The sequence below is a fragment of the Methanobacterium formicicum DSM 3637 genome, from assembly GCF_000302455.1.
Lineage (GTDB): Archaea > Methanobacteriota > Methanobacteria > Methanobacteriales > Methanobacteriaceae > Methanobacterium > Methanobacterium formicicum_A.
This window is the reverse complement of the sequence record NZ_AMPO01000002.1, coordinates 134,086-147,515: the sequence shown is the minus strand read 5'-3', so window position 1 is coordinate 147,515 and position 13,430 is coordinate 134,086. Positions and strand designations below refer to the sequence as shown.

General features: G+C 35.6%; 12 protein-coding genes. 6 read left to right on the top strand and 6 right to left on the bottom strand.

Going from position 1 to position 13,430, the window contains the following annotated elements; all coding sequences use genetic code 11:
- Positions 1–19: 19 nt before the first annotated feature.
- Positions 20–1,468: a flippase gene (locus A994_RS03375; RefSeq protein ID WP_004029874.1), complete on the top strand. Its 1,449-nt coding sequence runs from the start codon at positions 20–22 to the stop codon at positions 1,466–1,468.
- 166 nt (positions 1,469–1,634) lie between these two features.
- The gene (locus A994_RS03370) at positions 1,635–2,489 is read left to right on the top strand and encodes a glycosyltransferase family 2 protein (protein ID WP_004029873.1); all 855 of its coding nucleotides are present in this window, start codon (positions 1,635–1,637) and stop codon (positions 2,487–2,489) included.
- Positions 2,490–2,598: 109 nt separating this feature from the next.
- On the opposite strand, the gene A994_RS03365 is transcribed toward A994_RS03370, so the two are convergent.
- The 6 genes from A994_RS03365 to A994_RS03340 all read right to left on the bottom strand — a co-directional run bounded on the left by A994_RS03365 (position 2,599) and on the right by A994_RS03340 (position 8,439).
- Positions 2,599–3,276, bottom strand: a complete 678-nt coding sequence (locus A994_RS03365) for a class I SAM-dependent methyltransferase (protein ID WP_004029872.1) — start codon at positions 3,274–3,276, stop codon at positions 2,599–2,601.
- Between the two features lie 102 nt (positions 3,277–3,378).
- Positions 3,379–4,560, bottom strand: a complete 1,182-nt coding sequence (locus tag A994_RS12820) for a glycosyltransferase family 2 protein (RefSeq protein ID WP_004029871.1) — start codon at positions 4,558–4,560, stop codon at positions 3,379–3,381.
- Between the two features lie 64 nt (positions 4,561–4,624).
- Positions 4,625–5,650, bottom strand: coding sequence for a glycosyltransferase (locus A994_RS03355; RefSeq protein ID WP_004029870.1), 1,026 nt, complete (start codon positions 5,648–5,650; stop codon positions 4,625–4,627).
- On the bottom strand, positions 5,622–5,870 hold the full coding sequence (locus A994_RS03350) for a glycosyltransferase family protein (RefSeq protein ID WP_004029869.1): 249 nt from the start codon (positions 5,868–5,870) through the stop codon (positions 5,622–5,624). Before A994_RS03350 ends, A994_RS03355 begins: the two co-directional genes overlap by 29 nt.
- Positions 5,871–6,023: 153 nt before the next feature.
- On the bottom strand, positions 6,024–7,373 hold the full coding sequence (locus A994_RS03345) for a glycosyltransferase (RefSeq protein WP_004029868.1): 1,350 nt from the start codon (positions 7,371–7,373) through the stop codon (positions 6,024–6,026).
- A 67-nt stretch (positions 7,374–7,440) separates the two neighbouring features.
- On the bottom strand, positions 7,441–8,439 hold the full coding sequence (locus tag A994_RS03340; RefSeq protein ID WP_004029867.1) for a glycosyltransferase: 999 nt from the start codon (positions 8,437–8,439) through the stop codon (positions 7,441–7,443).
- A 155-nt stretch (positions 8,440–8,594) separates the two neighbouring features.
- Between A994_RS03340 and A994_RS03335 the strand changes: the two genes are divergently transcribed.
- The 4 genes from A994_RS03335 (at position 8,595) to guaB (ending at position 13,333) form a co-directional block, all read left to right on the top strand.
- Complete coding sequence (locus A994_RS03335) at positions 8,595–9,407, top strand: (Fe-S)-binding protein (protein ID WP_004029866.1); 813 nt, start codon at positions 8,595–8,597, stop codon at positions 9,405–9,407.
- On the top strand, positions 9,400–10,599 hold the full coding sequence (locus A994_RS03330) for an LUD domain-containing protein (RefSeq protein ID WP_004029865.1): 1,200 nt from the start codon (positions 9,400–9,402) through the stop codon (positions 10,597–10,599). Before A994_RS03335 ends, A994_RS03330 begins: the two co-directional genes overlap by 8 nt.
- 128 nt (positions 10,600–10,727) lie before the next feature.
- Positions 10,728–11,441: a (5-formylfuran-3-yl)methyl phosphate synthase gene (locus tag A994_RS03325; RefSeq protein ID WP_004029864.1), complete on the top strand. Its 714-nt coding sequence runs from the start codon at positions 10,728–10,730 to the stop codon at positions 11,439–11,441.
- A 401-nt stretch (positions 11,442–11,842) separates the two neighbouring features.
- Positions 11,843–13,333 (top strand): IMP dehydrogenase, encoded by a 1,491-nt coding sequence (gene guaB, locus A994_RS03320; protein WP_004029863.1) that lies wholly within the window; start codon positions 11,843–11,845, stop codon positions 13,331–13,333.
- Positions 13,334–13,430: the final 97 nt, after the last annotated feature.

The following is a 13,430-nucleotide window of genomic DNA, read 5'->3' as shown; positions in this document are numbered from 1 at the left end:
CTTAATTTGTTAAGATAATATGAACACTACTCAAAAAATTGCCAAAAATACAAGTCTGCTCCTCATATCCCAGGTATTAAGTTTCTTATTAGCCTTCTTCTACACACTCAACTATGCAAATTATCTGGGAGCAGCTGGTTTTGGGATAATTTCTGCAGCTTTAGCTTTAGCTGGAATATTAACCATATTTACTGACCTTGGCTTAACCACTTTAACAGTTCGTGAAGTAGCAAGGGACAAATCTCTTGCCAGCAAATATATTGGTAACATAACTATAATAAAGCTAATTTTCTCCATCGTTACTTTAATAGCGACTTTTATAATAGTGCAGTTATTTGTACACGATCAGCAATCATCCACTGTCATATACATTATTACTACAGCTCTAATTTTCGGTGTAATATCTGGAACATTCAGCGCAGCATTTCAGGCCTACCAAAAAATGGAGTACCAATCAATAGCAACGGTACTTTACAGTATTCTAATGTTTGCAGGGATTTATATCGCGATTTATTATAATTCAAACATTTTAGCCTTTGCAATGGTCTTTTTAATCATTAACTTCCTCATTTTACTCTTCAATATTGCTATTTGTCTTTGGAAATTTGTGGTTCCCCGTTTCGAGCTGGATTTGAAACTATGGAAATCATTGATCATTGAATCATATCCCCTTGCTGTGTCCAGTATTTTTGCAGTGATTGCTTTTAAAATTGACACAATAATGCTCTCTTTTTTAGCAGGGGATGTTTCCACAGGACTTTACAGTGCTGCTTATAAATTATTAGAAGCTTTAATGTTTATTCCTTCAGTTTATGCCACTGCCATACTTCCAGTATTCTCTAAGTTCCATATTGATTCTCGAGAATCTTTGCAATTCTCTTATTATAAATCTTTCAAATATTTGAGCATGCTAGGAATTCCAATAGCAGTTGGGACAACCCTTTTAGCTAATGAGATCATTTTATTATTGTTCCAATCAGGTTACATCCAGGCAATACCCATACTCCAGATATTAATATGGGCCATACCCATAATATTCGTGAGCTATGTCATAGGAGCCTCAATAATATCAATAAACAGGCAGCACGAGACTATGAGAATAAGTTTTATTTGTATGCTGCTAAATGTTATATTAAACCTCATTTTTATTCCTAAATATGGTTATATTGGCGCGGCAGTAGTAACTGTAATTACAGAATTGTCTTTATTCCTGTTTTATTACCATTTAATCTCCAAATATTTATGCAAAATTAAACTGCGTAAAGTTCTCCTGAAACCAATTATAGCCAGCTTTATCATGGCATTGTCCATTATATTGATTAAAACCATCATGGTTAAAGTTAATCTGTGGGTAATTATAATAATTGCCACCATAACCTACTTTGCAGTTTTAATTCTCCTTAAATCATTCACTAAAAGTGATAAAGAAATATTTAAGGACATACGTGGCAAATATATGGATAAATAAATTCCAAGTTGTTAAAACCTTTGATAATTGTTAATTTTGTTAAATTTTTACGTATATTCAATATACTGCAAATTATATGTATCAAAGAACAAAAAAAATATTGCCTGAGGCATGTAAAATAATATTAAATCACAACAAGAATGAAATAATTAATATGGCTGATTAAATGAAAATATCAATTATCATAAACACTTTTAACGAAGAAAAAAATATTAAAAACTGTTTAGAGTCTGTAAAATGGGCTGATGAGATAATTATAGTGGATATGTACAGTGAGGATAATACTGTTGACATAGCCAGGAAATACACTGATAAAATTTTCTTCTTTAAGAGAATGGGTTATGCAGATCCTGCGCGGCAATTTGCATTAGAAAAAGCTTCAAATGAATGGATACTTGTTGTAGATGCTGATGAGTTAGTACCACTCAAATTAGTGAATAAATTACATGAAATAATAGAAAAAGATTGCGGTGATGTAATTTATATTCCTCGTAACAACTATTTTGCAGGCAAACAAATACATAATATGGGTTGGGGAGCTTTAGACGATTTACAACCACGTTTTTTCAAAAGGAAATACCTGAATTTTGGAGAAAAAATCCACGATTTTTACAATATAAATGAAGATGCCAGAATATATAAGATAACTGATCCCCACGAAGGATTCATTCACTTCAGTTACCTAGATTTTGAAGATTATATTGATCGCCTTAATAAGTACACATCCATAGAATCTAAAAATATATTTGAAAACGAAGAAAAACAAAATCAACAAAAAAACATTATATCACTGTTATTTAGATTATTAAATGTTTTTTTTAGTAATTATATACGCCAGAAAGCATATAAAGATGGTTTTAGAGGGCTTTCTCTCAGTTTATTAGCGGTTATTTATAATTTAACTGTTTATTTAAAGTTAACCTTGATGGAAGAATACAATACAATCGATACCCGGGAAAAAGTAAGAGATGAATACTTAAAAATCGTTGATAAACTCCTTTTGGAATATACTAAAAAATAATAGAAACAATCATTATTTTATTGGAATTAATCTGATACCATTTTTTCATTATTAACTACTTTTTTTCAAATAAATTAAAAAATTAAGCCATTATAAACTATTAATATCATCATCCCAATGGTTTTATTTCACACCATATGTCGTGGTAGTAAGTTTTTGAAGAAAAAACTTTGCCCATTAAAAATGTAATTCCACGAGGGATTACATTATTCCATAATCCTATTGTTTTCATTGCATTTATTTTCCCGGCCTCATGATAAGTTATTATTTCTCCCCCCGCCAGGTTGATCAAATTATAACATTCATCTTTTGAGAATCCACAATGTTTATGGGTTTTATCCAATTGATGTGGTTCAAAAAGACCATATTTAATCCACATTTCTTCATTCCTTTTAGGAATATTGATAAGTACGTTTTTTCTTGTGGATTTTAAGGAATTAACAAGTAATTTTAAGGGATCATCCACATGTTCAAGTATGTTATATAAAATTACAGTATCCACTTCCGGAAATTCAATTTCTGATGAATTGCCCACAATCAGATTAACATCAGCAGGATACTCATAATCATCATATTTAACTAAATCAATTCCATAATACTTATTATCCCAACCATTACTCTTTAAAAACGTGTATAATTCGCAAGTCGCACATCCCACGTCTAAAACATCACCTTTTTGATATTTCAGGGCCAAATAAGCGTAAAAAGGAGGTTTATACCATTTTTTCCATCCAAAATCAAAGTCATTTTTTATTAATTGATCTGTAACTTTAACACTCTCCCCCATGTTTTCCTGTTATTCATTAGATCATAAACAGTTAATTTAATAATTCCATAAACCAATCTTCTTAGAAATTATCTAACATATATTAAATAACCACAATTTTACCTATAAATTTACTATTAATATAGGCTTATGACATAATCGTCGGAAAAGATTCATAGTAAAAATTTGTATTTTGAATAACACCGTTAAATTTTTATTTTTATCACATACCGTTGTTTCCCACTCACCTGAAGCATCACGTAGTTTGGGTTTACAACTTATTACTGCTAACCACTCAAGATCCCTCCTACAAAGAGCACAGATAATCCCAAGGAATGCTTGTAATTTGACTGAAAAATCCCCATTTCTAAATACACCTTTATATTGGGTAATTGCTTCGTCCCAATTGCCATTTAATAGAGATAATCTAGATGATACTGCAATCTGGTCATTTAACATTTTTTCATGAAATTTTGATTTATCATCTATGTTAAATTTCACAGCTTCTTTAAGGGATGAATCCATTTTTTCATAGAAATCAACGGAAATCATGAAAGCTTTGGTGATTTCAATCTCCTGGGTAGTGGTTACTTGTGCTTTATGCTTCCTCCAGTAGCCCATTACCAGGTCCGATGGATAGAATTTACCTTCCAAACTCAGTTCTAAAAAAGTACTGTAATCAACAAAAGGTGCGTCTTCATACTGCAGGAATCCTCCAATTGATAATAACGCATTTTTATCTATCATAACCGTGCATGGTTGCATGAAATTATAAATAAGAAGATTTCGTATGATCTCTTCCTGGGACATGTGCATAAAAGGTTCAAGGCTAGGGAGGTCGAAGGAAATAATTTCATTCTTATCATTAATGGTATTCTTTCTTCCCCAGCTCAGTACTACTTCCGGTTTTTCAAAGATTTTCACCTGTTCTTCTAATTTATATTTGGGCCAGGCATCATCCCCTTCTAGAATAGCAATTAAATCACCCTGAGCTAAATTTAAAGCCCGGTTATAGGTCTCATTCAATTTCCAGATACCTACGTTTTCTTGTTTTACGTGTTTAATCCTTTTATCATTATATTTTTTAATTATACTTCCGGTTCCATCAACAGAACCATCATCGACTATGATCATCTCCCAGTTTGGATAAGTCTGCTTTAGGACACTTTCTATACAGGTTCCTATGAATTTTTCATGATTGTAGGTTGGTGTTATAATAGAAACTAAAGGGTAATCAGGGTAAGGAATTCCTTTTAATTCTGATTCTGAAGATTTCATATTAATTATTGGTTCTAATGATTCCATGTTAATAACCGTGCACTATTTTTAACACTTTCGAAGTTTAAATAATTCGAAATTTGAAGATTATTTATAATAAACCGTCCCACTCTTTAATGATCTTTTTATAGGAAAAATTATCGGCCAGTTCACGGGTATTTGAATATTTTTCCTTGAAATCAGGATCTTTAATGATTTTAATCATCAGTTCGGATAACATTTTTTCAGATTCATTTAATGGTGATTCTTCTAAATTTTTAAATAAAAGTTCATTGTGAAATGGTTTGGTAAGGATAGCGTGTTCACCCAAATATGGGTAATTAACAGTTTTATTAAAATCAAACTCAGGACATAAAACCTCACGTGGTCCGGTTTTACAATCTGCAGATATAACTGGAAGATTCACTGTAATTGCTTCTATTAATGATAAAGGAAGGCCTTCCCAGAGGGAACTGAAAACAAAACAATCACTGTTGGCCAGGAATGGGAAAACATTCTCCTGATCACCTAAAAGAAACACATTCTCACTCAAATCAAGTTCCAGGATTAAATCTTCCAATTTCTCCCTTAAATTACCTTCACCTAAAATAAATAACCTGGCATTTTGGTGTTTATCCACCACCTGCCGAAAGCTCCGAATCAAAAACCAGTGCCCCTTCTGTCTGGTTAATCTACCCACATTAATAAAGTTAAAAGTTTCTTCTTCAATCTTTCCATTTTCATTGGTCTTACCTTTAAATTCGTGGATCTTTCCTTTAAATAACTCATTGTAATCTTCAGGAAGTTCTTCAAGAGATGATTGAATGTTCTTTTCTATGTCCATCATATTGTAGATGGTTAATGTATTTGAAATACCATAAGTATCATTAAGGATTCGTTCAACCTCTTTTGAAACACACACAACCTTATCAGCCCGTGGATAGAAGAACTTGATTAACCTGAATTTGGAAGGACTGTCCAAAAATATTTCGGGATTCATATGTTGAGATAGAATAATACGAACCTTATTTCCAAAAAGCCAACGGCTTAAAACTGCATGGAAGTTACTAACTTCAGACACTGCAATTATAGTTTCTATTTCCAGATCTTCACAGATTTTTTTTAATCCGGGGTGCATACCTGAAAAGATCAATCCCTCTTTTTAGGGGATTTCCATAAATATAACCCTCATTAAGCGTGTAGTAATCGCCAGAAAATTTGAATTTAGGGTTTTCATCCATTAAGGTTAAGTATGAAACGTCATAACCCTGATTATACAGTTCTGTGCCTAGTATTGCAGCGAAACGTTCAGATCCTCCGCCCACTTTAAGTGATTCTACTAAAATTAAAATTTTCATTTTTTTTATAATCCCATTTTTTATCCACTTTAATATTGTAAAATATTCAATAATAACTTAAACTGTTTTACAGGTTTATTCGCAGGATATCTTGTCCCGGATATCTTAATTTTTAATAAAGGTATCTATCAGGTAATTATCTATATTGATAATTCATTTTAGTAATTTATTCCATTGAGTTACAATTTTTTCTTTGGAAAAATTTTGGGTGATTAACTCTCCATGAGTATATTTTTTTCTTATATCTGGATCTCCAATCATTTTAATCATTATATTCGATAATATTTGCTCAGATTCACTGAGGGAAACCTCATCAAGATTTTTAAAGATGATTTCATTGGGAAATGGTTTAGTTAAAATTGCGTATTCACCAAGATAGGGATAAGTTATTGTCTCATCCAAATCTATTTCAGGGCATAATATTTCTCTGGGGCCGGTTTTGCAATCTGTTGATATAACCGGAAGATTAACTGAGAGTGATTCTATTAAAGACAGGGGTAAGCCTTCCCAGAGGGAACTGAAAACAAAACAATCACTGTTGGCCAGGAATGGGAAAACATTCTCCTGATCGCCTAAAAGAAACACATTCTCACTCAAATCAAGTTCCAGGATTAAATCTTCCATTTTCTCCCTTAAATCGCCTTCACCCAGAATGAACAACTGTGCATTTGTATATTGATCCACCACCTGCCTGAAACTGCGAATTAAAAACCATTGCCCCTTCTGCCGGTCTAATCTACCCATGTTAATGAAGTTAAAATGAGTTTTTCCTTCCTGGTTTTCTGGACCATTAATCCCTTCATCATCAGTATTCCATTCATGGTTTGTATGGTCAGTATTTTTCCCCAGATTTTTATGGATAGAACTTCTTTCCTGTATTTTGTGGTCTGCATATACTTTTAACTGGTTATTCCTCTCAAATAATGACCTATATTTGTCTGGTAATTCTTCCATGGCCAATCTGGTGTTTTTTTGGATGTCCACCATATTGTATATGGTTAATGTATTTTCAATTCCATAATCGTTATTAAGGATTCTTTCCACTTCTCTGGAAACACACACCACTTTATCAGCCTTTGGATAGAAAAATTTGATTAATCTGTATTTTATGGGACTATCCAGGAATATTCCGGGATTCATATGCTGGGTTATAATGAGGCGTACCTTATTCCCGAAAAGATACCGGCTTAGGAGTGCCTGGAAATTTGCTGGATCACCCGCGGAAATTACAGTATCTATCTTAAGGTCTTCACAGATACTTTTAATTCTGGATGAATATTTTAAAAGATCCAATCCACGTTTAAAATTGTTACCATAAATATCACTCTCATTAAGAGTGTAATAATCCCCTTTAAAACTGTATTTAGGGCTACCATCCATCAGGGCTAAATAGGAAATATTATAACCCTGTTCATGTAATTCAGTTCCCAGGATTGCGGCGAATTTATCAGATCCCCCACCAATTTTCAATGTATCCACTATGATCAAAATATTATTTATCATAAAAATGACCATTTTTTCTGCAATTTTTTATCCTTACTTTAAATTTATCTACATTGTTAAATAAACTTCATTTCTTTAATATTACTTTTAAAAAACCAATTCCATAGCCAATATGAATTGAAGGGTACATTATAGCAGCATAAAGACCTTTTAAACTTCTGGACTTGAATATGATAATTAATGTATATATTACATCTATAAAAAAATAAATCAAAAGTGGTACCAAGATTATTATAAATAATTCAAGGCTACCTGAGTAAATCAGGAATATGAAGAAGCTTAAAATGACAATCAGAAGGTAAATAACAAATAAAAGTGGTATTAAATGGAAAATATTTAAAGTTTCCCGGTATTCATGTGCAAAATTACATCGGCCCTCTCCATACTTTACCATTTGCCGGAAAAATTGTGAAGTATCTGGTCGCCGGTACTGGTAAACTAATGCTTGGGGGTGTTTTAATAGAACATAACCATTTTTTATCAATCGATAATTGAAATCAGCATCCTCACATTGAGTCATGGATTCATCATAGAATATTCCATTTTTTTCGATTATGGAACGTTTGTAAATAGCAAATGCAACAGACTCCACGATTTCTATCTTATTATCCGCGCTGTATGCAGTTCCCATCCCCCCGAGGGGTGTACGTACAACAGAGGACACTATTTTCCCATAACTGGTGTCATCATCAGGACTGGCATAGGTGGAACCAACACCACCCACTTTGCACTTTTTTTCAAAGGCATGGTAGGTTTCCAGTAATTTTTCCAACCAGTCATTATTTACGTAACAATGCCCATCAAGATAGGCTATGTATTCTGCTTTTGATGCTTTAATTCCAATGTTCCGTGCCGAGCTAATTATTACATGGGGGTTATCAAAAAGTTTTATACGGGGATCATCCTTCATTTTTTCTGTAACAATTTCACGTGTCCGGTCACAAGATTGACCGTCAATAACGAAAATTTGAATATCAGTGATAGTTTGATTTTGCAAACTGGTAAGACACCTTTCCAGGTGTTTTTCCTCATTTCGGACCCCAATTATTACGTCAATCTTACTCATGAATGTACCTCTTGAATAAATCCGGAATATTAACACCCTTAAATTAAAATATCCTCAAATACAATCTATCACCATTATTGATAAATCAATTTGTCTAATATTGTCTAATATGTGTGACTTTAAGATGATAGAAATCATGAAGGGTGATGAAAATCATGATATACTTCCAGGGCTGCACTGCCCGTGATAAACTTAAAAATATCTCCAGAAATACCCAAATAATTCTGGATATTGCAGGGGTAGACTATAAAATCCTCCAAGATGAAGATTGCTGTGGTTCAATTCTACTGCGCACTGGATTCCAGGAAGATGCCCACAAATTAATGATAAACACTTATAAAAAACTTAAGGGCGAAAAAATAGTGGTTAGCTGTGCTGGCTGCTACCGTACACTGAAAAAGGATTACTCTGAAGTTTTTGGGGAAGAATTGGACGTTACCCATATCAGTCAGCTTCTTGAAGAGTTGATTAAAGAAGGGAAAATCAGGACAAAAAAGGAGAGTTTGAAGGTTACCTATCATGATCCCTGTCACCTGGGACGGCACTGTGGAGAGTATGAGGCACCGCGCCGGGTAATAGGTGAAAAAGCAGAACTGGTGGAGATGGATAAAACTGGTGAACATGCCAGTTGCTGTGGTGCAGGTGGAGGAGTTAAGTCCGCTTATCCAGAATTATCATCAGAAATTTCAAATAAAATAATTGATGAAGCCCTTAAAACCGGAGCGGATCTGATGGTCACTTGCTGTCCGTTCTGTGTTTTGAATCTGGAATCGGATAGAATGAAGGTTATGGATCTCACCGAGTTCATGTTGTTGGGTGATGCATTATTTTCAGGGGAAAACGATACAATAAACCTAAAGGGAAGAGGTACACTAAACTCAGAGGAAAATAGTACACTGAAAAGTGATGCACTATTATCAAAGGAAAAAGTTGTATCGGATAAACACCAGGGGGTTTCCAATGGATAAATCCCAACTCACCATTATGAACCGTTCCTTCACTAAATTGAACCAAAGACGGGAAGTCCTCCTTCAGGATGAAACTACTATCAATTTAAAAGAAAGGGTTAAAAAGATCAGAACAAATTCCATCAAACAGCTATCTTTGCTACTTGAAAAAGCAGAAAAAAACCTGATTGATAATGGGATTGAAGTGATCATTGCAAAAAATGGCGATGAAGCTAGGGAAGCCATTCATCAGTTAGTTAAAACTGAAGATCTCATTGCCAAATCAAAGTCCAACACCGCCGGTGAAATAAAACTCACAGAATATCTTGAAGAAAATGGAATAGAAGTTTTGGAAACTGATCTGGGAGATAGAATTGTACAGTTTGATAAAAGTAGACCCACACACCCTATTGGGCCGGCATGCCACCTGGATATGAAAAATATTTCTAAAATTATATCCTGCGAATTTGGAAGGGAAATTGAAGCTGAACCTACGGCTATTCTTGATGCTGTGAAAACCGATATTCTGGAAAAAATTCCCCACTGCAGTGTTGGAATAACTGGTGCTAATTCAGTAGCTGCAGAGGATGGTTCACTGGTAATGGTTCATAATGAAGGTAATATAAGCCTGCTCACCATGATGGACCTCCACATTATCCTGGTAGGTATTGATAAACTGGTGCCCACAGTGGAGGATGCAATTTCAGTGGTGAAACTGGAAACCATCTACGCCACCGGGAAAAAAGTCCCGGCCTACATGAACGTTATATCCTCCCCATCAAAAACTGCAGATATTGAACAGATCATATTGAAAGACATGTACGGTGCTAAAAGGGTAGTTGTGGTGTTTTTAGATAATGGCCGAACCCAGGCTCTTGAAGAGAAGGAAAAATGTTTATGGTGTATTGGATGCGGAGCATGCATTGTTAACTGCCCAGTATACACTACCCTCGGCCCAGAATTCGGTTATTTACGTCATTTAGGTGGTAAAGGTATAGTTCTAAGCCACTTTATTGATGGTGAAGTCTCTTATGATTCAGGCCTTTACAAATGTACATTATGTGGTCAGTGCACTATGGAATGTCCGGTTGAAATACCAATAAATGATATGTTAGAGGATTTAAGGAAAGAATCTGTTAAAGAAGGTAAATACCCTGAAGAACATGGTAATATTCGAAATAATATTAAAAAATCAGGAACGCCATTTAAATAGTTAACGGAATAAAACAAGAGAGAATAAATTAATTTAAAATTAAAAAATAAATATTCACATACTTACAATCATAGGTTTTAAATATTAGTTACAAGACTTGATAATTAATAGAATAGGAGGAATCATATTTGCTTCTCTTGATCAGTCCCATAAACACACAAGAAGCACGAGAAGCCATAAATGGCGGTGCAGATATAATTGACGTTAAAAATCCTAAAGAAGGTTCATTAGGTGCTAATTTCCCCTGGGTCATTAAGAACATCAGGGAAATAACCCCCAAGGACATGCAAGTTAGTGCAACTCTTGGAGATGTCCCTTACAAACCAGGAACAGTAGCCCTGGCAGCTGCCGGCGCAGTTGTCTCAGGAGCAGATTACATCAAAGTAGGATTATACGGAACCAGAAACTACTCTGAAGCTCTGGAAGTAATGGAAAACGTGGTTAAAGCTGTCCACGAATTTGATGAAGATGCAGTTGTAGTGGCATCAGGATACGCCGATGCACATCGAGTTGGTGCAGTTGATCCCATGGATATCCCAAGGGTAGCAGCCGACAGTGGAGCAGACCTGGCCATGGTAGACACTGCAGTTAAAGATGGTAAGACCCTCTTCGATTTCATGAATGAGGAAAGCATATCCCAATTCACTACTGAAATACATGAATACGGCCTTAAATCCGCACTGGCAGGATCTGTCACCGAAGAACAACTACCCCTACTTGCAGAGCTTGGTTGCGATGTGGCTGGAATACGTGGTGCAGCCTGTGTTGGTGGTGACCGAAACACCGGACACATCCACCATGAAGCTGTAGCTAAATTGAAACATCTGGTGAAAAGTTTATAAAAAATAAAGAATTATTAAAGGGTCCCTAAAATTATAAAGATCCCTGAAATAAATCAATTAAAAAGTTCGAGACCTTTAAAAGGTAACCTTTAAAGGCATAAACATTTCTAACAAGTATAAACCTAGAAATGATAGCATAAAAGCTTTAAAATCAAGGTAAATACCAAAGTACTTACCATAACTAGTTGGTATAAAACTTTTTAAAAAATATAAACTTTTTAAAAAAATGGGATAAAATATTTTCCAATACCAGCTAAACTTAATAGACTACTATCTCTAAATAATTATAGAGAGAGGTGATCACAGGTTGAATCCAACGGTGATGGAAAAGGTCACTGCTGGTGATTTTAAATTCACTTTTAATTTTTAATCCACTTCAGGTGGAATGGAGGAGAAATGTTATGTTTTCAGATAAATTAAACAAAGCCCCGGAAGGATACACATTTGATGACTTTTTACTGGTTCCATGCATATCTAATATTGAACCTAAAGATGTGGGAACTAAAAGCAGGGTATCGAGAAATTACAGCCTCAACATCCCTGTTGTGAGTTCTGCCATGGACACAGTTACCGAAGCTAATATGGCAATTGCGCTGGCCCAGGAAGGTGGTCTAGGAGTTATTCACCGTAATATGACCATCAAAGAACAGCTGGCAGAGGTTGAAAAAGTCAAACGTTCCGAGGAACTCACTATAAGAGATGTTATAACCACTTCTCCAGATACTTCCATCCATGAAGCAAGTATAATGATGGACATGGAAGATGTCAGTGGTCTTCCAGTTGTGGATAATGGACAGGTAATCGGTATTATCAGTAGACGTGATATAAAGCCCATTATAAACTCTGATGCCGAGAAAAAGGTCCGGGAATTCATGACTGAGGAAGTGGTGACCATCACCGAATCAGCCACTCCAGAGGAGGCACTGGACATTGCCTACGACAACAAGGTAGAACGATTACCCATAGTTCGAAATAACCGAATAGTGGGGATCGTTACCATCAGAGATATATTAGAACGTAAAAAACATCCTCATGCTGCCAGAGACTCTGACGGACGTTTCCTGGTTGCCGCTGCCACTGGCCCCTTTGACCTGGAAAGAGCCATTGCACTGGATAAGGCCGGGGCAGATATCATTGCCATGGATGTGGCTCACGCCCACAAGCCGGATATTATAAAGTCTGCCAAGAAAATGAAAGAAAACATCCAGGCAGACCTGCTGGTGGGTAACATTGCAACTGGTGAAGCAGCCGAAGCAATCATTGCCGGTGCAGATATTGATGGTTTTAAGGTAGGTATAGGTCCTGGTTCAATTTGTACTACCCGAATAATAGCAGGTGTGGGTGTTCCACAGTTAACTGCCATATCCTCTGTGGCGGATGTGGCCCATGAACACGGAGTTCCAGTTATTGGTGACGGAGGATTAAGATACTCAGGAGATGTTGCCAAAGCTATAGCCGTGGGAGCAGACGCAGTGATGGTGGGAAGCCTCCTGGCAGGAACCACTGAATCCCCTGGAGATGTGGTTATAATGAACGGTCGAAAGTTCAAACAGTACCGTGGAATGGGATCACTGGGTGCCATGACTGGTGGTTCCGGAGCAGGAACTGACCGCTACTTCCAGGAAGTTAAAGGGCCAATGAAACACGCAAAACTGGTACCTGAAGGTGTTGAAGGGGTTGTACCATTCAAAGGACCGGTGAATGAAGTGATATTCCAGCTTATGGGTGGTCTTAAAGCTTCTATGGGATACTCAGGTGCCGCTAATATTAAAGAGATGTGGGAGAAAGCCAAATTCGTCAGGATCACATCCAGTGGTATGACTGAAAGTCACCCCCACGACCTGTTAATTACCAATGAAAGTCCCAACTACCCCACAACCCGACTCATGTAGAGTTGGGGAAATCTTTTTTTTAAAAAATAAGGAATTAAAAGTAAAAAGGGTATTAAAAGGTAGTTCAAGTGATGATTACTAATTAACCACTCTTTAA